This is a genomic window from Flavobacterium algoris (genome assembly GCF_048158525.1).
Taxonomy (GTDB): domain Bacteria; phylum Bacteroidota; class Bacteroidia; order Flavobacteriales; family Flavobacteriaceae; genus Flavobacterium; species Flavobacterium algoris.
This window is the reverse complement of record NZ_JBLNKT010000018.1, coordinates 41275-63872: the sequence shown is the minus strand read 5'-3', so window position 1 is coordinate 63872 and position 22598 is coordinate 41275. Positions and strand designations below refer to the sequence as shown.

At 33.4% G+C, this 22598-nt stretch carries 13 protein-coding genes; 2 read left to right on the top strand and 11 right to left on the bottom strand.

Annotated features, from left to right (window positions below; genetic code table 11):
* Nucleotides 1-163 precede the first annotated feature (163 nt).
* From ACM55I_RS10625 to ACM55I_RS10575, 11 genes are all read right to left on the bottom strand, one after another.
* Entirely contained in the window at nt 164-4372 is a 4209-nt protein-coding gene (locus tag ACM55I_RS10625) for a two-component regulator propeller domain-containing protein (protein ID WP_416846755.1), read from the bottom strand.
* Nucleotides 4373-5122: 750 nt separating this feature from the next.
* Entirely contained in the window at nt 5123-5578 is a 456-nt protein-coding gene (locus ACM55I_RS10620; protein WP_416835211.1) for a TerB family tellurite resistance protein, read from the bottom strand.
* Nucleotides 5579-5771: 193 nt separating this feature from the next.
* A complete protein-coding gene (locus tag ACM55I_RS10615) occupies nt 5772-6440 on the bottom strand; it encodes a potassium channel family protein (RefSeq protein ID WP_416846754.1) in 669 nt (222 codons plus the stop codon).
* Between the two features lie 254 nt (nt 6441-6694).
* Nucleotides 6695-7150: a hypothetical protein gene (locus ACM55I_RS10610; protein ID WP_416846753.1), complete on the bottom strand. Its 456-nt coding sequence runs from the start codon at nt 7148-7150 to the stop codon at nt 6695-6697.
* Between the two features lie 144 nt (nt 7151-7294).
* Nucleotides 7295-8107: a PH domain-containing protein gene (locus ACM55I_RS10605; RefSeq protein WP_416846752.1), complete on the bottom strand. Its 813-nt coding sequence runs from the start codon at nt 8105-8107 to the stop codon at nt 7295-7297.
* A gap of 327 nt (nt 8108-8434) precedes the next feature.
* Nucleotides 8435-9157 (bottom strand): hypothetical protein, encoded by a 723-nt coding sequence (locus ACM55I_RS10600; protein WP_416846751.1) that lies wholly within the window; start codon nt 9155-9157, stop codon nt 8435-8437.
* A gap of 350 nt (nt 9158-9507) precedes the next feature.
* Nucleotides 9508-11391: a M1 family metallopeptidase gene (locus tag ACM55I_RS10595; RefSeq protein ID WP_416846750.1), complete on the bottom strand. Its 1884-nt coding sequence runs from the start codon at nt 11389-11391 to the stop codon at nt 9508-9510.
* A 102-nt stretch (nt 11392-11493) separates the two neighbouring features.
* Nucleotides 11494-12489, bottom strand: coding sequence for a PorP/SprF family type IX secretion system membrane protein (locus ACM55I_RS10590; protein ID WP_416846749.1), 996 nt, complete (start codon nt 12487-12489; stop codon nt 11494-11496).
* Between the two features lie 10 nt (nt 12490-12499).
* Nucleotides 12500-18619, bottom strand: coding sequence for a PKD domain-containing protein (locus tag ACM55I_RS10585; protein WP_416846748.1), 6120 nt, complete (start codon nt 18617-18619; stop codon nt 12500-12502).
* 246 nt (nt 18620-18865) lie between these two features.
* Complete coding sequence (locus ACM55I_RS10580; RefSeq protein WP_416846747.1) at nt 18866-20446, bottom strand: NADP-dependent glyceraldehyde-3-phosphate dehydrogenase; 1581 nt, start codon at nt 20444-20446, stop codon at nt 18866-18868.
* 60 nt (nt 20447-20506) lie between these two features.
* The gene (locus ACM55I_RS10575) at nt 20507-20812 is read right to left on the bottom strand and encodes a rhodanese-like domain-containing protein (protein WP_416846746.1); all 306 of its coding nucleotides are present in this window, start codon (nt 20810-20812) and stop codon (nt 20507-20509) included.
* A gap of 296 nt (nt 20813-21108) precedes the next feature.
* Between ACM55I_RS10575 and ACM55I_RS10570 the strand changes: the two genes are divergently transcribed.
* Entirely contained in the window at nt 21109-21735 is a 627-nt protein-coding gene (locus ACM55I_RS10570) for a Crp/Fnr family transcriptional regulator (RefSeq protein ID WP_416846745.1), read from the top strand.
* A 73-nt stretch (nt 21736-21808) separates the two neighbouring features.
* A complete protein-coding gene (locus ACM55I_RS10565; RefSeq protein ID WP_416846744.1) occupies nt 21809-22597 on the top strand; it encodes a sulfite exporter TauE/SafE family protein in 789 nt (262 codons plus the stop codon).
* Nucleotide 22598 lies beyond the last annotated feature (1 nt).

Sequence of the window (22598 nt, the reverse complement as noted above, 5' to 3'; positions counted from 1 at the left end):
TGTTCATAAAAATTAGGTTAATTAAATGCATTAATGGTTTTTTTTAGCTGATTTAAAATCATTTGATAAAAGTAATTGGAGCGTACAAAAAAAGGTGTACACTATTTCTTCAAAAGTGTACACCTCTATTAAAGATGCTGATTAGTAGTTGTTTAAAAAATAATTATCCCTTATTTTTGTATTTAAGCTGATAGTTTTTTGGAGTGGTATTATACATTTTTTTAAACTCTCGGTAGAAATAAGAACGGTTATTAAACCCTGATTGGTAACACACCTCAGAAACCGTCAATACATTCTTACGTAAAAGTTCTGCGGCAAATTTCAATCGTATCGTTCGAATTAAATCACCTGGAGTAAAGCCAAAAATTTGTTTGACTTTTCGATACAATTGCGAATTACTGATGCCTAATTCTTTCTCAATAAATAAGCTTTGAAGATTTTCATCATCAATATTTTTACGAATCAATTCTATCACTCTTTTTACAAAATCTTTTTCCTCATTATTTATGGGAAGCGCAGATAGATTTTCGACCAGTGTATCTTGAGTAAAGTGTCTTAATAGCAACTCTTTTTCTTCCAGCAATTTTTGAATCCTCACTAATAAGTGATCGGGATAAAAAGGTTTCGGAATATAAGAATTCGCACCACTTTCCAAACCTTCAATTCTATGGATAACCGAATCTTTTGCGGTAAGCATAATAAACGGAATATGACAAGTTTTAATATCAGTCTTGATTTTTTTGCAAAGTTCTACTCCATCCATCAAAGGCATCATGACATCACTGATGATAATATCCGGAATTACATTTTCAAGAACTTCTAGGGCTTCTACACCATTATAAGCAATTATGATTTTATATTTCTCTCCTAATAAATCATTTAGGAACAGGTGAATTTCTTTCTCATCTTCGACTATTAATACCGTTTTGCGATGATCTTCCAGCACTTCAAGTGATGAAATTTTATTTGGAGTATCATCAGACTTGCTCGGAATTTCTTCCAAGATATTTTTAAGATGATGCGAAATCAAAATCGGACTCATTTCTATATCCAATTCTTTTTCGCTAAATCCTTCTTTACTGCAAGGCAACAGAATGGTAAAAGTTGTTTCTTCATCAGCAATACTGGAAACCAATATTTCACCTCTTAATACAGTAACTAGTTTTTTAATGTAAGCCAGACCGATACCCGTTCTAAACATATCGTTTTCCGTTATTGCATTGGTATCCGAAAGAAAAAAGCGATCAAATAAGGAATCTAATTTCTCTTTTGAAATTCCTTTTCCTGTGTTTACAATGGTTATGTTTAATGTTTTTGAATCCTGAATGCTAAATTTAAGTTCAATTTTTCCATTTACAGGAGTATATTTGAAAGCATTAGACATCAAGTTAAATACTATTTTCTCGATTTTATCCTTGTCAAACCATCCTGGCAATGTTGATGGAATGTCAAGATTGTAATCAATATTTTTATCTAATGCCCACTCGTCAAACAATTCGGCTATTTGCTCTACCAAGTTAACCAAATCAAATTTCCTTGCCGTTACATCTAAATAATCATATTCTGCTTTTCTGAATTCGAGTAATTGCTGTGTTAGAAATAATAGCCTTGACGAATTCCGTTGAATCATGTGTATGAATTTTTGGTTTCTTTCACTGAGATTAGTTGTTTCTGAAAGTTTTTGAATAGGCCCAACAATCAACGTCAAAGGAGTTTGAAATTCGTGGGCAACATTCGTAAAAAAAGTAAGTCGGTTTTCGTGAAGTTCTTCTTCTCTTTTTCGAAAAAGTATATTTTGGCTTAACGATTGACGTTTTTTGTAATAACTCAACACAAACAATACAAAAAGTAGAAACAGTACGGAATAGATAATAATAGCAAGATTAGACTGCCAAAATACAGGTTTAATCCGGATGTCAATAGCATGAACCGGTTTACTCCAAACGCCATCACTATTAGACCATTTTATCCACAAGGAGTAATTTCCTTTGGGTACGTTAGTAAAGGAAATAGTTCTTCGATTACTAATGAAATTCCAATTTTTATCAAAATTCATCAATTGGTACGCATACTTGCATTTTTCACTATTCACATAGGTCAAAGCCGCTAATTCTATATCAAAAAAGTTTTGATTGTAATTTAAAACTATAGAAGGATGTGTCGTCGCATTTGGTGCGATTACTAATCCTTGATAATACGGAATCGCTTGATTTTGTCCACTAATTTTATCCATAAGAATATCTGGAACAACGGATGATTCTTTTATTTTTTGAGGTAAAAAATAATTAAATCCTTTTATACCTCCCATAAAAATAAAATCCGATTTCAAATCTTGGTAAAAAGCGCCATCCGCAAATTCATTATTTTGAAGACCTTCATTTTTGGTGTAATTAATGAACTTGGATTTATTAAGATTGAAATTTGACAATCCAAAATTCGTGCTGATCCATAAATTGGATTTTTTATCCGAAACAATCCCATGGATGGTATTATTAGGAAGTCCGTCTTTGACTGTAAAACTTTTAAATACGGCGCTTCCGTCATTTTTTATGTTTTCCAAAAAATTCAAACCAAAACTTGTGCCTATCCAAAGCCGATTACGGTCATCCGTCTGTAAACACAATATATCATTATTGGATAGACTTTTAGGTTCATTCTTTATATTTTTATAGGTCCGAAATTGCCCCGATTCTTTGTCAAATAAACTCAGACCACCCAAACGGGTTCCAATCCAAAGCTGATTTTCATTCTTTGGAAGTATTGAAAAAATAATATTACTGCTTAACGCATTCTTTTCGTTATCGGCAGCCAAGTATTTCTTGAATTCGGTTACTTTTAATTTTTCTCCGGAACGGGTTATTTTGCAACGAATCATTCCATAGCCATTAGTTCCAAGCCAAATAAATCCTTTTTTATCCTGATAAATTGTGTATGTTGACTTAAAATAATCACATTTTTCATTTCCTTCAATTGCTGACCAATTGATTAATTTTGATTTTTTTAAATCAAAAACAGTAATGCCATCTCCATCAGTTCCTATTAAAACTAAATCATCCTGTCCTTTACTTAAAGCAAATACAGCGTTATTGATAGGGCTGTTACTTTCGTTAAAAGTGGTGTATTGCGGCAGCTTTTCTGGATTTAGATAAAAATTAGAAGGAAAACGAAACAATCCTTTTCCTTTTGTTCCAACCCAAAACGAATTCCCTTCCACTTCCAAAAATGCCCTAACGATACCACCATCAAGTTCTGGAATTTGTGCTTTAGAAATTAAATTAAACGATCTTTTTAATGGGTACATTTTAAACAATCCGTCACCATCAGTACCTGTCCAGAGCACGTTTTCACTTCCTTGTATTAATGTTGTTATTTTTTGGTTGTTCAGGTATTTCAACCAAGGTTTAATGGTACTATTTCCGGCATTATCAATAATAAAATAGCCTGATTTTCCTGAAATCACAAGGCCTTCAGGAGTGTGTCCGATGATATTTTTAATTTTATCTTCGGCAAGTAGTTGATTTTTTTTATCCGTCAAAGAATGTAAAACAGCATTTCCTTTTGTCGAAATCATGCATACTTTTTGATTTGATACGATTCCAAATGTTCGAATATTATTCGAAATCAAGGCTACTTTTGAAATTATTTTTTTGCCGTTATTCGTAGTTTTAAGTGACAAAGCATAAAGATCATTGTTTTCAAACAAGACCAATAATTCTCCGGTTGGAGAGAATTCCATTTTTTTGACTGCTTTTGTCGAAAGATTTTTAGTTTCCAACACTTGAAATTCAGCTCCATCAAAGTAACCAATTCCCCAATCTTTAACCGCACAAAATACTTTTTTTGAAGCATCCAGCGCCATATTAAACTCAGATTCTGATAATGGTGGTTTGTTCTTTCTAGAAAAATAATACTGCTGAAATATACCCGTTTTCTTATCATACCGATTAATTCCATGTATCGTCAATATCCAAATTCGTCCTGTATTATCTTCGTCAATTTTAAGAATTACCTGATTGCTCAGACTGTTTTCATTGTCTAATTCAGGTCGGAAAATTTTAAAATTATTTCCGTCATATCGATTTAGACCATCCCAAGTACCTATCCACAGCAAATTTTCGGAATCCTGAAAAATAGTATTTACGGAACTATTAGATAATCCTTTCGTGTTATCTAATTGCTCCAATGAATATTTTAAATCAACATTTTTGGATGAATCTAAAAGTGGTTTATCATTATCCGTATGGATTTCCCCTTTTGGAGTTGCTTGAAAACTTTGCGTTTCCAGTGTATCTAAAGCCGTTGCTTTTTCTTTATTAGTACAAGCGACAAGTCCCATAAAAATAAAACCAATAAATAAAATTTTAATTTTCAATTGAATAAATGTTTTTTTGGATTTTTTTAGATATACTGAAATCAATACTACCGTGCCGATACTATTGAATCGATTGTTTTCGTTTTTTTAAGATACTTCTAATCATTTAGAAGTGCTTGTCTTTGATACAGAAAAAGAAATAAACGAAATCGATGTAATTATAATGTGCCCAAATATATATAAAAGTTCGCAAAGTAAAATTATCAGCTGTCTATTTTGTATAAAACAGAACGAATGCAGTCTTTGATGTCACAATCCATAAGAAGCTTCTTATAATTGATGATTTAAAGACATTTAGAAAAAAAGAAAATAGAGAAACTTTATCAGTTTAAATGGTAAAACTTTTTAACCAAATAATTCAGAACGAAATAAAGTAAAGTGCCCACTACGGCTAAGGATAAAATAAAACTAACCAGATTTACAACAATATTAGGGATGAACTTCAATCTGGGATGCGTAAAATAAGGTTCCCGATGGAGTCTTTTATGTACATGATTCTTTACTATTTTGATTTTCTTTTTGATAATGCAGTGATTTTAAAAATAACTATAGATTAAACCGCTAGAATTGCTCATTGATTCCTACTTAGAGCACTCTAAATTAAGCAATTAATTTAATATAAAGATCTTATAAATTAAAAAAGAGAATGACCTCTCGGAAATCCTCTTTTTGGTTTTGATTCATTTTAAAAAATAGTGATTTTGGATTTCACTTATTTTTAAGCAAAGACTTAATCTTGTTAGCAGTTATTTATAATTCTTTACTATTTCCTTTATTTTTCAAGAAGATAACTTCTATAATTTTACTAGTCATCCCAGAATCTATTTTAAGTTCTTTGGATAGCACTTCAATTACGTTTTTTTCTTCTTCTCCAAGTAAACCATCCGAAAGTAATATTTCCAAAGCAATTGCAAATACCGTTTCTTTATCTTCTTCTTTAATTAGTTCACAACAAGCAGCAATATATTTTAATTGTCCAAGTTCCATTTTTAAATGATATGATTTTGCATAAAGAGGTGCAATATCGACTCCTTCAAATTTTTCTTTGGAATATAACAATTTGGATAATGATGCCGTTTCGGAATCCTTAATTTGATTGTCCGCAGAAATACAAGAATATAAAATTCCAACCCAAGCTTCCAGTTCTGAGGTTACGGGATTTAGGGCAGTGTTATTTTTTTCTTCAACTTTATCAGATAAACTCATATTTATTTTTTTGCTAAAGTTACTGCGAACCTTATAACACATTGCTCCGCTTTGGGAATAAATTATCATTTGATGGGTAGTGAAACTGTAATTAGAAGAGCATTTTTAAATTAAAAACTAATACTCAAATCGAGTAAAACCGATTTTATCAGTACTAAATTTTAGAATTATAACGAGTTTATTGTTTACGAATTTATTCCTTATTTACTTTGTCTTCAACAAACCAAGAGGAAGCGTAAGCTGTAAATGTTCCAAAAAGTCCAACTCCAGCTGTCATTAAAATCACAGCAATTAACCTTCCTTCAGTAGTTACAGGATATTTATCCCCATAACCAACTGTTGTAATTGTGACATAAGCCCACCAAATTGCATCTTCTGCACTTTTAATATTTCCTTCTTTTGTGTTTTCAACTTGTAAAATTGCAATTGCAGAAAATATGATTAGTAAAATTGCGAATATAGAAACTGATGTAAATGCACCTTTTGCTTTATTTTTGAAAACGTGATTTAATAATTGTTTTGAAGAACGAAACGCTCTAATAATTCTTAAGAGCCTAATTAAACGTAATAATCTTCCCGCTCTAAAATAATTTACAACTGGAATACTTGAAATTAAGTCAATCCAACCCCAACGCATAAATTTCAATTTATTTTTGGCTTTGTAAAATCTAACTGTAAAATCTATGAAGAATATCAGGCAAATTGCTTTGTCAATAAAATCGAGAAGTTTTGCTGTTTCAGTTGGTAATACAAAAACGGTTTCTACTAATAAGGCACCTAAAACATAAATCGTTAATACTAAAATTATAATATTAAAATACCCTAATTTTTCATCAATACCACTTGGTTTTCCATTTTCCATATTTAATTCTGAATTCTATGTTTTAGGTTTAAATTGTTTTTGTATTCTACTTTTCGGATGAAGTAATTAGTATATTTTTAAATATTCTAAAAAGTGCAAGAATATAAAGTATGATAAATAATAATTTCCAATAGTCTGTTTATAGTTAAAAAAGCTGAAACTTCTGTTAAAGACTGAACTTTCCAAATATAAAACTAACTTCAAACTTTCCTGAAAAAATCTATCGCTAAAAAATCATTGTGTGAGATAGTCTTTTATTCTGTTAAGTTTTTAATGTATATATAATCTATTTTTCCAGAACCATTATCGAAAATACTAATCTCTTTAATATTTTCAATATTATTCCATTTAGTTACATTTCCTGGATTATTAGAGCTTGGTTCTCTTAATTCTAATCCTAATAATTCAATATTTTCATTATTAATTTCAAATTCTGAAACTTTATTTATAGTGATCCAATCAGATTTATCATTTATAAATACAATTTCAAATTTATCAGATTGGTAATTCGCTTTTTCACAAGGTACATTGACACAAGGCGTGTTGCTTGGTTTTATCATTTCAACATTATCAGGTTTACCTAATATTTTTTCGATTTCAGTTTTGTTTTTCCCAATAATACTAGAAACATCAATTATAATTTCTTTTTTAGAGTTTACACAAGATGCTAATGTCAAAGCAACTAACAATATTTTGATTAAGTTTTTCATTTTAATATTTTTTATTTAGTGAGAAATTTTATTTGTCATTAAAGAGCCTATTTCTTTAATACTAATTTTTAAACATAAAAATTAGTATTGTGCTTTTTCGCAGGAAAAAACTAAGTCATTGCTACAAACGTGTTTGCGGTAGTTTTATAATTTTGCTAGTAAAATTACTTTTTTCTCATTAAATTCTTCTTCAGTCAAAATTCCTTTTTCTTTAAGTTCTGCCAGTTTTTCAATTTGTCCTAATATATCTGATTCAATATTTACTTGCTGATGAACGATTGGTTTTAGCATTGTTTTTTGTCTAACAAATTCTGAAAATTCTTTTGCTCCAGTTACTAAATTTATTTTGGCAGTATTACCAGAACAAATAATTTTCAATACACCTTTTAAAAACCCAGTTTCTACGGAAACAGATGAAATTTTGTCATATGGAAAATCTTCCATTTTTATTCCAAAACCAAACATTGGTTTATCTATAAATATAACTCTATAATTTGTTCCTACTAATAAACCATTACCAGTTGAACCTTTACCTTCATCTAAAAATCCCGAATTTATTTTTTCTATATTTTCATCTTCCATCAATATTGTTGGTAATTCTGAAACTTCTATTTTATTAACAACAGTTGGGTTTAATTTAGAAATAGTTAATTTGATTTTTTGAAGCCTTTCATTATTTGAGCTAATTTGATTTTTATGTTGTTCTACTTTTCTTTCAAACTCTTCTTTTTTGTCACTTTTTATTTGCTCTTTTGTTGAATTAATTTGTTGAAGGGTTTCAATAACTTCTTGATTTGTAAATTGTTTCATTTTGTTTGATATATGAGAAGCATTATTCATTGCTAAACTCATATGACACGAAGTACAAATAGTTCCAGAATCTTTAGTTTGACCTTTGCTAAACATTGGTGTATTAAGCATCCCTAATCTTTTATTGCAAGCTATACAATTTGCCATTTTATATTTTGTTTATGTTAGTTTTCTGTGTATGATTTTTATATTTTTTTTGAAGTAAAATTACCGTTTAACTTATTTTATACCAGTCATAAAAAGACTCCAATCCATATTATATTACTGGATTTGTGTCATAAAAAGCTTTTTTATACTTTTGCTAATTCATACATAATTTACCACAAACCATCTTATTCCTACAAATCTAAACCTTAACATATTCATTACTTTACGGTTTCCCGTAAACCAACTATTTTTTTTAAAATCCCATAAAAAGAAACCATCTTATTCCCATGAAAAAGACGGTTTCTTTATATGTTTTAAATGTATAGGCTACTCCACTATTTTATAAAAAAATATTTCTGGGGCGCCTACCACACCAGCATCCTTCATTAGTTTTTTCTTTGCTTCGGAGTTTATGTTTTCTTTGGCTTTTTTCATATCGGTAATAGCAAATACGATAGCCACCATATTAGGATCGTCTATGCTTCGAGCCAAACCCCTGTCAATGAATCCTTCTTCCATTCTTTTGGCAGTTCCTTCGGCATCATATACTTTGAGCCAGGCATCAAAATCTTTTACACGGTGGGTTATCATTAATCTGTCTTTGAGGTCAATTTTAGTAGAGTCATTCCGTATTACATCATAATAGGAGAATTCAGGTTTACTGATTACCCCTGCTTTTTTCATTACATCTTTAAGATTAGGAAGCATACTGAAATCTTTTGCTTTTTGCACATCGCTAAATTTATTTAGTATCACAATCGTGTTCGGACTATCAATTCCTCTTCCTACCATATAATGTGTAATACCATAAGCTTTTCTCATGGAATCATGTGCATCATAACCCTTTCTCCATTTATTATCATAATCAACCACTTTGTGCTTAATCACAATTACTTTAAAAGGTTCAAATACAGCAACAGCGGTAGTTGTGTCTTTTGGCATTGCTTTTTCTGGTTCGGCTTTCTCAGTTTTATTGTTTTTACAAGATAAAAATGCAACGGTAAAAACTAATATCAAAACTGGTGTCAAAAATTTTTTAATGTTTTTCATACTATTATTTTTTTAAGTTATTTTTACAACGTAAATATAATAATAAATACTGATAATGAGGTTATTACGTTTTTATTTGTTAAAAAAAATGATGCGATACAAAACTATTTTAACACTCTGTTTTTATTATTCAAAATACTATAAAAAGAACTGCATCCTAATCAAATCGAATGTACTGAAATCCATTTTAAAGTTTAAATGAACTTATATTCCTACTATAATAAAAAATGCAAAATCATTGGAGAAATATACGTTCATTCAAAAAACGGTACTACCCAAAAATTGAATCCATAAAAAAACCGCTTCGTTTATTGAAAACGAAACGGCTTTAATTTCATAAAATACTATAGTTATTTGTTGGTCCAGCTATTATCTGATGGTGTGGCATCCATAAAAAGCCCGCCATCAAGTGTTACTGATTTTATTTTTTTGGTTCCTTTCAAAGTAACCGTTGTCATTTTTTGGTTGGTTGCCCAAATGGCAGGTGTTTTATGCATCGTTTCTTTAGTTCCGTCTGCATAAACAACATTCACATCAAAAGGAATCGCAAAACCACCTTCATTCTTAATCGAAATAGAATTTTTAGACGCTATCGAATTTACTTTTGCAACAGCAAGATCAATGTAATTATTACTAAAAAACCAGTTATTGAAAAACCAATTCAGGTTTTTACCGGTACTGCTGTTCACGGAATTAAAATAATCCCAAGGAATTGGATGCTTGCCATTCCAATTCTCCATATACGTGTGCAGTGCTTTTTTGAACAAATCATCCCCAAGTAAATCTTTTAAAGCCAAATAAGAAAGGGATGCTTTTCCGTATGAATTGTTGCCGTAACCCGCGCCTGACAATTGGGATGACATGGAAATTATAGGCTGATCTTCTTCTGTCGAATTATCGTAAATATATTTTTTTACTCTAAATTGTTTGTAAAACTTATCGGCAGCCTCTTTACCATGCTCAGCAATTCCTATTAAATATTCGAGTGTTGTAGCCCAACCTTCATCCATAAAAGCATAACGGGTTTCATTGATTCCCATGTAAAAAGGAAAATACGTATGAGCGATTTCATGGTCTTGTACCAATTGTGCAAAAACGTCATCCCCTGTTTGGGAATCGTTCACCATCATAGGAAATTCCATATCAGCAAAACCTTGAAAAGCGGTCATTTTAGAAAAAGGATACGGAACTCCCGGCCAATTATTAGAAAACCAAGCCAAAGCATAATTATTGTTTTTTACCGAGTTGATAAAATCAGTGCCTTTTACGTCATAAGCCGCTTGTGTACTCACCCGACGATTGGTTTTATTGTCTACAACGACACTTCCGGCATCCCATACATAATGATTGCTTAAACCAAAGCACACATCCGAAATTGAATTTGCTTCAAATTTCCAAGTATTCCAATCGTTCTGTAAAGTGACTTTCTCTTCTTTCATTTCCTGCTCATTCGCAATATGCATAACCGCATCTGAAGTGTACGATTTTTTTAATCGCGCCGAAAATTCCGCTTGTAAAACGTCATCCGGATTTAGTAAATCTCCCGTGGCATAAACCACATAATTTTTAGGCGCTTTTATCGAAAAAGTATAGTCGTTAAAATCATTATAGAATTCCTGACGGTCCGTATGAGGCAATTTGTCCCAGCCATTATAATCATCATAAACGGAAATTCTCGGATAACTGTAGGCTACAAAAAAAGTAGTATTATCAATTTGACCTTCACGTCCACTTTCCTTAGACAAAGGATAATTCCAGTCTATTCCTAAAGTAGCTTTGGTATTTGGCGGTAATGCATTTTTCAATTTAATGGTACCAACTGTTCCCCAATTTTTAGCATTTTCATTGTACACTTCGCCATTAATTTTGAACGAAGTTATAGTCAACCCTTCTGATAAAAAATCAGCACTTACCTCACCACCTCTTGGAGAAGTTGGTTTATGGAGGTTATTTACAAAACGAATAACGATTGTTTTCAAAGTGTCCTTGCTGTTGTTTTCGTAAACGATACTTTCGGTTCCGCTTACCATTTTTGTGTCTGGATTTACGGTAATTTCCATGGCATATTTCCCATGGTTTTGCCAATAATTTTTCCCTGGCTTTCCGTCTTTGGAACGACTCCCTTTTGAATAGGCTTCTTTTATATTTCGAGGTGTATAAAGTTCCTGTGCGAAACTATGCTGCGCAAAAAATGCGACGACAAACAATACTAGTAAAAGTGATTTTTTTTTCATGAAGGCGTTTTTAGAAATAATATAAATACTAATGAAACATTAGTAGCAATAGATACCTTTTTGTAACAAAAACCTTTTAGAAATAAAAAAATTAATGATTTATCAATAGTAATTGGGACAACCGAAACATTTCACTTTCAAATCAAATTGATAGGTAACAGAAAGTTCATATATTCCGCCTGTCTGACCTATTCTTGAGGTACTAAAATCATGAGAGTATCCAAATTTAAAATGTTCATATTGCAATCCCCCAAAAGCATTTATAGAAGTCAGGAGATGACTGTTATCCGCTTTTTTACCTGGATTTGTAGCTGCGCTGACCCCGAAGAAAAACTTTTTGAAAACAAGCCCGGTTCCTAAATCAAATCGGCTGTATTGTCCTTGATGCATATAATTAGAGGTTAAAAGCATTTTGGTTTCATAAGGGAAATAAGTAATGTCAATATAATCTCCCAGTAGGAATTCATAGCCCGCATTGGCAGAGAAAAACATTGATAGTGGAACATTGCCTTTGGCAGCAAAAGAAATATTGGGTTTATTGATGTGCTTTAGGGAAAGTCCGAACCAAGCATTTTCATTATTAAGTAACATTCCTGCTGAAAAATCAAAGAAGGTTACTTTATCATTTAACAAAAGGGGATCCACACTTGAGGTATTAATGGTTCCTTGTCCAATATTGATTTGATCTTCTAAAACTATATTCTGAAAACCATAGGATTTGTTTCCAAAACCCATTTCGACTGCAGGTCTAAAAAACCAATCGTCATTTAATTGAACCCGATACGCATAATTAAAATTCACTTGGGTGAAATTATAATTCGTGAATTTTTCTCTGTGATTCAAAACGCTTACTCCTATTCCGCTGTTGGCATTTTCTAACCATGTATTGATAAACCCAAAATCTGAATCAACTCTAAAATTCAAATCAGGCCATTGCGTTCTGTGCAATATTCCGGCATTGGTCGTTTCCAGAAATCCTGTAAATCCTGGATTCAATGTTTCTGGAACCATGAAATACTGTGTAAAGATGGGATCTTGCGCCTTAACTGCTAATGAAAAACCGAACAAAATTATTAATGCTATTATTTTTATTTTCATTTTGCTGTTCTTATTTGATTAATGTAAAAGGACCGTTTTGATTTACTATTGTTCCGTAAAAAGTGGTCACCTTTACTTTGTAATAATAATTCCCATTTTCCGATTCCTTCTCTTTTACTCTTCCATCCCATCCGTGCAACGTCTCGCCAGTTTCAGTAAATATCAATTCTCCCCAAGTATCATACACATCCAGTTGAAGTGATTTCAATCCCACAAAAACTGGTTTGAAAGTTTCATTAATTCCGTCTCCATTGGGGGTAAAACCATTTGGAACCATTAATTTATATCCTTTATCAACCAATAAAGTCATCGTATGAATATAAATACAGCCAAAAGCATAAGTAACCGTTTGCGTCACTACATAACTTCCTTCTTTGACATAGGAATGAAGTGGGTTTTCTTCAGTAGAAACACTCCCGTCACCAAAATCCCAAGCGGTACTGATATAATCTGTCGTAGCGGTATTCGTAAATTGTATGGGGTCATTAATCGAAAAAGTCCCAAATGTTGAGTAAGCATATGAACTTGTTGAAAAGGAAGGCGTTCCTAATTTTGGAATAGCTACATTGAAAGTATAATTTGCTGTACATCCCAAATTATCTGTAACGCCTAAAACGACAGTTCCGTTTTGATTAGTGTTCATCATTTCATTGTTGACTCCGCTTACCGTTCCGTTGGACCAAGTCAATTGATAAGGAGGGACTCCGCCCGAAACTTGCGCCACAAAAGTTTGTTTTACATATTTAGTTTCACAGTTAAAATCAGTTTTTGTTTCCACTCCAATTACTATTGGTGGCTGTCTGTTGATAACATATTGAGCCGTTTTTGAACAGCCTCTACTGTCTGTGACTGTAACCAAATAATTTCCTGCTGGAATGTTGTTTAAATCTTCGCTTGTTGCTCCATTTGACCAAGTGTATGTAAAAGGAGGCGTTCCACCGGCGACTAGCAAATTGATAGCACCACTATTCGCATCATCACAATCAAATGCATGGGTAACATTTGCTGAAAGTATTAGTTTTTGAGGCTCTTGTATTATAAATGTTCTTATAATCGTACAAGGCTTATTATCAACAATAGTAACCGTATAAGAACCTGGACCTAGATTATTTCTGGTCAAACCGGCCGTGCTTCCATCGCTCCATACGAGAGTTACTGGAGTAATTCCTCCTACTAAATTTAGATTTATACTACTATCATTCATTCCAAAACAAGAAATTTGTTTCACTACTGGATTGATCGTAAAAATTGGCGCTTCGGGTATGTTGACATTTAGTTTATTAACACAATTCAAAGCATCCGTAACTGTAATCAGATAATCTCCAGCCGAAAGGTTGTCTTGAAATAATCCGCTTGCTAAAGTACTCCATACAATTTTATAAGGTGCAATTCCACCAGTTATAGAAAGGGTTATCGAGGCATCATTTCCTCCATAACAAATAATTGGGGTTGTTGCTGCCGTAATTACGATTTCTGAAGATTGTGTTACAAGAACCGATAGCTTTTTGGTACAGTCTGAATTATCTGTTACGGTTAAATTATAGGTTCCTGCGAAAATAGCACTTAAATTTTTATTGGAACTTGTAAATCCGTTTGGTCCTGTCCAAGCAAAGTTATAACCCGAGATTGGAGGTGTTCCTCCTGTTACGGAAACATTTATCGCTCCCGTTGGCTGTCCAAAACATAATATGTTGGTTTGACTTACCAGATTTACAGCCAAAATAGGCGGCTCCGTTATGGTAAATATCGCTGTTTTTGGACCACAATTATTACTGTCTGAAACCGATACAGCATACACTCCCGGGCTTAGATTCGATAAGTCTTCGGTATTTGCAAATGGTAAATTATCTTTAGTCCAAGTATAATTATAATTTAAAGTGCCTCCAGTTATTGTAATTGTAATCACTCCGTTGGCAGCATTAAAACAGGTAATATCCTTTTCTAAATCGGTAATAATAACAAGGCCATCAGGTTCCGTTATTTTATAACTTTTTGAAAATGGACAACCTCCATTATCTAAAACCGAAAGTGTATAATCTCCCGCTGACAGGTTAGAAATACTTGTTGCACTAGATATAAATCCGTTTGGTCCCGTCCATGAAACTAAGTATGGTACGCCAGTAGTAAAAGGAATTCCTCCCGTTAAATTGGTTTTTATTGAACCATTATTAATGCCGAAACAAGTACTATTTGTAACGATACTATTGGGACTTATCGATGGATTGACAGTTACAACAATTGTAAAATTAGTTCCAACGCAAGTTCCCGAAGTTGGAGTAACAGTATAAGTAACCGTTGCCGGACTAGTTGTTGTATTAATCAACGTTTGGCTAATATTATTTTGAGGAATCGTTACCGCAAGAGCACCATTAACAGCATTCGAAGGATTAATTACAGGCGCTGCCCAAGTGTATCTGGTACCAATTGGCACTATATCACCGCTTAAATTGTCAGGTGCAACCGTAAAAGGGGTACCGCTGCATAGTACTGCACTTTTATTTGCAATTACAGGATTTTGATTGATTTTAACCTCAGCAATAGCGGATGTTAAAGTAGAACATCCTCCAGAAGACAACGTAATAATACAATAATAATACGTTGTTCCAACTGCTATAGCGGGCGGATTGAAACTATCAGTTGTCGCTCCTGAAATTGAAGTACTTCCTATTGTAGAATTAGTTGCATTAGAATACCATTGGTATTGTGGTGTACCAACTCCATTACTGTAAGCTACTTTTAAAAGTGTTGGTGTTCCTCCTAAACATAACGTACTTGATGAGGGTTGCAAAGTAATTGTGGACGCAAGATTTATAATTACGGTAGCTAAATTACTTTTGGTATTACAGCCCAAGCTACTTTGTGAAATTTCACAGTAATAATAAATTGTTCCTACTGCAGTTGTAGGTGGCGTAAAAGTAGTATTTGTTGCTCCAAGTATCGAATTTCCACCTGAATTTGAATTTGTAGCATTCGAAAACCATTGGTAAGATAATGCTCCAACACTAACATCTCCAGAGGCAGTCACAGATAAATCTGTTGGAACCACATTTTGACATAAAGTTTGGGTTGGCAAAGGTTGTGCAGTAACAATTGGGTCGGCAACAACTTTAACTTCTGCGGGATTACTTGTTATTGTACCGCATCCACTTCCTGATAATGTTATAACTGCATAGAAATAATTCACTCCTGCAACGGAGAAAACCGGTGGAGTATAACTTGAATTAGTGGCACTCGAAATTAGGGTTCCGCCATTATTTGCATTGGTTGTGTTTGAAAACCATTGGTAACTCGGAATTCCTGTTCCACCAGAATAACTTACTGCTAATGGTGAGCCTATAGTGCTTCCAACACAGAGATTTTGCGATGCTGTTGGCTGTAAAATAATTGTTGCACCGGCAGTAATTGTAATATTTGCAATAGCAGAAGTTATGCTGGAACAGCCTCCAGAACCACCCAATGTAATAATACAATAATAATAAATTGTTCCAATTGTTGTACTTGGCGGCGCATATGTAGCATTTGTTTCTCCAGAAAGTGGCGTTCCCGTAGTTGCATTATTACTTGTATTTGAATACCATTGGTACGTTGGTGTTCCCGTTGAAGTATTTAAAACAACAGCTAATACATTAAGTGTTCCATTTTGGCAAACCGTATTTGAAGCGGGCTGAGTTGTAATATTTGGTGCGGGGTTTACTGTAACAACATAATTTACAACTGCTCCTGAACATCCGTTTAATATGGGAGTAATGGCATAAGTGACCGTTCCAACTGCAGTATTTGTTGTTGAAATAGTTTGGGCGAGAATTGTATTCGTTGTTCCAGAAGCCGTAAAGCCGGTGACTCCTGAAGTTGCTGTTGCCGTCCAAGAAAAAGTGGTACCAACAGTATCTGCTGTTAAGTTTACTAAAGTCGTTTGTGAACCGGAACAAATGGTTTCGGTTAAGGATGTATTTGTTAAAGTTGGTGTTGTACTGACCGAAAATGTTTTGGTGGCAGTTGCAGAAATACCACATTCATTGGTTACTGTTAATGAAACCGTATAATTTCCCGAAGTATTATAAGTAATCATTCCCGGAATAGCTGTGGTTGCAGTTGCTGGAGTACCGCCAGGAAAACTCCAAGCATAGGTTAATACACTAGAAGCAGGTGCGCATCCTTGTACCACAGCAGTTGGCGAAATAGTTGCTGTACCACAAGCATTTGGAATAGTATTTATGATGGCTGTTGGTGGCTTTTTTACAGTTACTGTTTGCGAAGGTGATGTAACGGTACCACAAGAATTGGTCGTAGACAGCGTTATATTGTAAGTTCCCGGCGTTATAAAATTAAATGAAGGACTAGCAGAAGTTGCTGTTGTTCCACCAGTATATGCGTAAGATGAAATTATACCACAATTTGCTGCAACATAAGTAACATCCCATAAATAGGTTGGCGGGATACAAGCATTAGCAATATTAGTTGTATTGGCTGTATTTACCACTAATGGTGTACAACCTAAATTTGTGCCTATCGTAAATTGTGGAACTAGTGGAACTTCAACACAAATAGTTTTTGTTATTTGATCAATGTCACATGAATTTCCAGTTTTCATAGTAATTGTATATGTTCCTTGCACATTAAAAACTGGACATATTGAATTTGAACCACCAGTCCATGTGTTGGTATTTGTTGAACTACTATTATCGCTTCCTAGTGTTCCACTATTTAATGTGTATCCTGCTGATGGAGAAATTATCCAAACAATTTTGGGATTTGCACAAGATGAACTTGTTGCAATAGCACCTCCTGTTGATGAGTCTGTAAAACATGTTTGAGTATTTAGACAGATTGTAGTTTTTGGCAAAGTAAAGTTAGCTATTGGTGGTGCTGAAACGCGAATTGGAACAACTGATCCAAAGGATACATCGCAAGGATTAGATGCCTCAATGGTTGCTGAAAAAGAATTTTGTTGGCCACTACTAGTAACTCCACAAGAAGGCTTCAAAAATGTGTGAGTAATAGTAGCTGGGGGAGGATGATTAAAAGTAATTGGGGTTGAACCATCAGTAAATGTAACGGTATAAGTTGTTCCTGGTGGATTATTATCTGTTCCTGTAATTGGAAAAGTAAGTGGTGTTGAAATACATATATTAGTATTACCCGGGTTTCCTATACCTACAGCTGGATTATTGCCCACAAAGACTTTATATAATCTTGTTATTGTACATCCATTTTGACCTATTACAGTATAAGTTAATGTCCAAAGTCCAACAGAATATGTATGAGATATAGTTGAAAATGTTGTTGCACTAAAATTAGGTGTTGAATCTCCCCAGTTTATAACATAATTTGTATCTGTTGAACTTGTAACCGAGGTATTTATAAAATCAATTTGAGAAATATCATTTGTACAAACTTTGAAAATAGGGAAACCATTAAAAACAGCAGATTCTACGCTTGAATTTAAAGTAGCTCCAGGGTTTTGAATGGAAACAGATTTAGTTATTGCTTTTGCACAACCATTAGCTGTGACATTTAATGTTACGTTAAATGATTGCGTTTTATTCCCATTTGTATTATTGAAAATATGTATGGGATTAGGGGTTGTAGATGTGGAACCATCCCCAAAATCCCAAGCATAAGTATAAGTGCCCGATCCAGAAACACTAGAATTAAACTGAACAGCAGTACCTGAACAACTATTATCATTGGTAAACGTAAAATCCACTACTGGCAAAGCATTAACCTTAATTGTAATTGCTCCAGTTTGCATTTGAGTTGCATTAGTGGAGTCCTTGACACTTACCAGTGTATAAACAAAATTTCCAGTTGATGCAGTAGGCACATTCAATGTTAAAATATCCCCTGTTGATTGAGAAGTAGTTATATTAGGTCCACCATTTATTGTATAAGTGAAAGTATAAGGAGCACTCCCTCCTATTCCTGTAAAAGTTATTATCGGTTGGGTTCCATTAGTACAAACTGAAGTTGCATTTGTGGTGATTGTAGCAGTTAGTAATGCTAAATTATTGGCATTCCTTGCTACTATTATTTTACCGATGCCTAAATGTGGGTAATTACTTTTAGCATTTAAATTATTAACTGAAATTATCAAGACAAAAAGAAAAATAATCTTGTAAAGGTGTTTCATAATTGCGTATTAAATTAGTCAACGATTACCATTACCATCATTGTAATCCGGTAAAAATCAATTTCCGCCAAATGTAAGGTAATGCATTTCCTTTACCTTACGGTTTCCCGTAAACCTGTACTCTTTTTGTAATTAATTTAAAAAACATAATCCTTTGTTTAAATTGGATGAAGAAAAAAAACAGAATTCCATAAAAAAAGCCGCCTCGCAAAAAACGAAACGGCTTCAATTATAACTATTTAATACTTACAAAATATAGTCCGTATTAATGAAATTGGATTCTTTACTGTTCAATAACTCTTGCAAAATGGCATTGTTATAGTCATTATCTTTAGAAGCAACAAAAGTTCTGATAGAGAACGAACGCAATGCATCGTGAATACTCAACGTACCCACTGCTGAATCTTTTCTTCCTGTAAATGGGAAAACATCCGGTCCTCTTTGGCAAGAACTATTCAAGTTTACTCTACAAACAAGATTCACCAAAGCATCAATAAGCGGCGCAATGGTCTTGATGTCTTTTCCAAACAAACTTACTTGTTGTCCGTAATTAGACTCGGCCATATCATTCAATGGTTCTTGAATGTCTTTGAAAGAAATAATAGGCACAACTGGACCAAATTGCTCTTCATGATACACACGCATTTCCTTGTTTATAGGAAACAAAACTGCTGGGAAGATATAATTATCAGAATGCGTTCCTCCTTTTGCATTAATAACTTTTGCTCCTTTAGTGGTAGCATCATCAATCAATTCTTGAATATAAGCCGGTTTTTCTTTTTCTGGTAAAGGAGTAAGAAATACTGATTTGTCCCAAGGATTTCCAAAAGTCAGTGCATCAACTTTGGCAGCAAATCGTCTGTTGAATTCGTCAGCAATAGATTCATGTACGTATAAAACTTTCAAAGCAGTACAACGTTGCCCGTTGAAAGATAAAGATCCAGCAATACATTCTTGGATAGTCAAATCTAAATCAGCATCCGGGAGGATTATTGCAGGATTTTTTGCTTCTAATCCTAATACCAAACGTAATCTGTTTTTGTTTGGATGTTGGTCTTGTAAAGCTATCGCTGATTTACTGTTTCCTATCAAAGCCAAAATATCAACTTTTCCAGATTTCATGATTGGTGAAGCCACTTCACGACCCCTACCGTACACAATATTGATCGCTCCTTTTGGAAAACTGCTTCTGAAAGCTTCTAACAAAGGAGATAGTAGTAAAACGCCGTGTTTAGCCGGTTTAAAAATTACAGGATTTCCCATAATTAAGGCAGGAATAAGCAACGAAAAAGTTTCATTCAATGGATAATTGTAAGGTCCTAAACACAATACAACACCTAGTGGTCCTCTACGAACCATGGCATTTATTCCTTGCACTTTCGAAAAATGAGCACTGCGACTGTTTAATTCTTTTAAGCTGTCAATTGTATCATAGATATACTCTACAGTTCTGTCAAATTCTTTTTCAGAATCACCCAATGATTTTCCAATCTCCCACATCAAAAGTTTAACAACTTCTGTTCGAGTCGTTTTCATTTGAGCAACAAAATTTTCCATGCATTTAATACGATCCACAACTTTCATTGTAGGCCATAAACCTTGTCCATTATTGTAAGCTGCAGATGCCGCTTCAACAGCTTCTAAAGCCTCCACTTCTCCCATACATGGAATCGAACCCAATAGAGTAGGCTCATATTTTTCAGTAGATGAAATTGTAGAAAAAACTGGAGTTGTTTGACCAGTCCATTTTTTTAGCTCACCATTAATTAAATAAGTATCTTGATTCAGTAACGTATTAATTTGAAATTCTTCTGGTATAAAACTCATTATAGGTTGGTTATATTTAAAATTTAATAAAAACAGGCCGTCGTGTTTATAGTTTTAGGGTTAAACGATATCGCCATTCCATTCTATAATTCCTCCCACTAAGTTGTAGGTATTTTCAAAACCTAGCTCGTTCATGATTTCGCAAGCTTTAGCGCTTCTCATTCCGGAACGGCAATACACATAATAGTTTTTGCTTTTGTCCAAAGCCTCTATTTCATCTATAAAACCCTGTCCCTTGTGAATATCAATAAGTATGGCATTAGCTATAATTCCATCATTCGTTTCGTCTTCGGTTCTCACGTCAAGTATTACTGCATTTTCATCAGCTTCGAATTGAGCAACCCAATCTTCTTGTGTTAAATTCATAGTATCTTTTTTTGTAAAAATACGAAGATTTTACCGAACAATAAACCCTCCATTTGTTAATTCGATAATATTCATAAGAAAACGTTTTCGCAAAACATTAACTATCAATAAACTATAAATTAGGTCTTTATTTTTGCGAAAAATAGTCTATTAAATCCATCGGAAATACATAAAGCACAACTCCTGATAATTCAGGAATCAATCTCTTTTTTCAATCCTATAATTGCAATAATCTTTTCTCTTTTTAGACTACTTTTACAGTATAGCTCATACAAAAAAATTAAAATAATACGAAAATGCTTGATCCAATAAATAAACTATTTCCTTTATTTTCTGCTGAATTAGTCAAAGAAATTGATGCTAATGCTATTATTCAATCCTTCAAAGCGGGAGATGTTATCATGCGAACTGGGCAATATATAAAAAACACCGTTTTGGTTATCAGTGGCAAGATTAAGATTTACCGCGAAGATGAAAATGGCGGTGAATTTTTTATGTATTATTTACAACCCGGTCAAGCGTGTGCTATTTCTATGATTTGCGCCACCAAAAATGCAAAAAGCCAAATCATGGCCAAAGTTGTTGAGGATATTGAATTGATACTGATTCCTTTGCCTCTAATGGACAAATGGATGATGCAACACCGCAGTTGGTATGAATTTGTAATTGACACCTACCGCAGCCGATTTGAGGAAGTACTGGAAGTTGTTGACAGTATCGCTTTCAGAGCAATGGATGAGCGCTTGGAATTCTACCTAAAACGCCATGCTGATGCTTGTGGCTGCAACCAATTGAAACTTTCCCATCAGGAAATCGCATCCGAATTGAATACATCAAGAGAAGTCATTTCCCGTTTACTAAAAAAAATGGAACAACGCGGATTGGTCAATTTACAACGCAATAATATTGAACTTTTGAAATAAAATGTTGTCAATGTGATAAATGTTACTGTTTGTAAAAAATTTACAGGCAACCTTTGCAGTAAAAATTTTTTAAATGGAATATTTAGGTTATTTCGCATCAATTATAATAGGACTTTCTTTGGGTTTAATAGGAGGTGGTGGATCAATTCTAACCATACCTATTTTGGTTTACTTATTCAAGATAGACCCTGAATTAGCAACCAGTTATTCGTTATTCATCGTGGGAGTCACCGCTTTATTCGGGTGTATTAGCCATTATAAAATGGGGAATCTTAAAATTAAATCAGCGCTATATTTCGCCATTCCGTCGGTTTTTTCAATACTGATAATCCGGGAAGTTATTTTTCCAAAAATAGCAGCAACACTATTCTCTATTGCATCTTATCAGGTGTCAAAAAGTTTTCTGATTATGATTGTTTTTTCAGTGTTGATGATGGCAGCCGCTATATCCATGATACGCAAAACAAAACCGGTAACGGGCACTCCAAAAACAAATTACACACAACTGGGAATCATTGGATTTATAGTTGGAATTGTAACTGGTTTTCTAGGTGCAGGTGGTGGATTTTTAATCATACCAGCCTTATTATTTTTCGCTAATTTACCAATGAAACAAGCCGTTGGTACCTCTTTGCTCATCATTTTTATCAACTCTTCTATTGGTTTTGGAGGCGATTTATATATTGGCACACCTATAAATTATCCTTTTTTACTAGGGATTACTGGCGTAGCGTTTTTAGGAATGATTATAGGAACAAAACTTTCGAAAAAAATTGATGGGGCTAAACTAAAACCAATCTTTGGCTGGTTTGTATTAGTGATGGGAATTTACATCATTACTAAAGAGATTTTCTTTCATTAAA

Coding starts and splice junctions, on each gene's coding strand:
- ACM55I_RS10580 (WP_416846747.1), bottom strand. CDS start 20,446: ATGAGTTTTATACCAGAAGAATTTCAAATTAATACGTTACTGAATCAA.
- ACM55I_RS10605 (WP_416846752.1), bottom strand. CDS start 8,107: ATGGCAAATTGTATAGCTTGCAATAAAAGATTAGGGATGCTTAATACA.
- ACM55I_RS10595 (WP_416846750.1), bottom strand. CDS start 11,391: ATGAAAAAAAAATCACTTTTACTAGTATTGTTTGTCGTCGCATTTTTT.
- ACM55I_RS10575 (WP_416846746.1), bottom strand. CDS start 20,812: ATGAATTTAACACAAGAAGATTGGGTTGCTCAATTCGAAGCTGATGAA.
- ACM55I_RS10620 (WP_416835211.1), bottom strand. CDS start 5,578: ATGAGTTTATCTGATAAAGTTGAAGAAAAAAATAACACTGCCCTAAAT.
- ACM55I_RS10600 (WP_416846751.1), bottom strand. CDS start 9,157: ATGAAAAACATTAAAAAATTTTTGACACCAGTTTTGATATTAGTTTTT.
- ACM55I_RS10615 (WP_416846754.1), bottom strand. CDS start 6,440: ATGGAAAATGGAAAACCAAGTGGTATTGATGAAAAATTAGGGTATTTT.
- ACM55I_RS10610 (WP_416846753.1), bottom strand. CDS start 7,150: ATGAAAAACTTAATCAAAATATTGTTAGTTGCTTTGACATTAGCATCT.
- ACM55I_RS10590 (WP_416846749.1), bottom strand. CDS start 12,489: ATGAAAATAAAAATAATAGCATTAATAATTTTGTTCGGTTTTTCATTA.
- ACM55I_RS10570 (WP_416846745.1), top strand. CDS start 21,109: ATGCTTGATCCAATAAATAAACTATTTCCTTTATTTTCTGCTGAATTA.
- ACM55I_RS10585 (WP_416846748.1), bottom strand. CDS start 18,619: ATGAAACACCTTTACAAGATTATTTTTCTTTTTGTCTTGATAATTTCA.
- ACM55I_RS10565 (WP_416846744.1), top strand. CDS start 21,809: ATGGAATATTTAGGTTATTTCGCATCAATTATAATAGGACTTTCTTTG.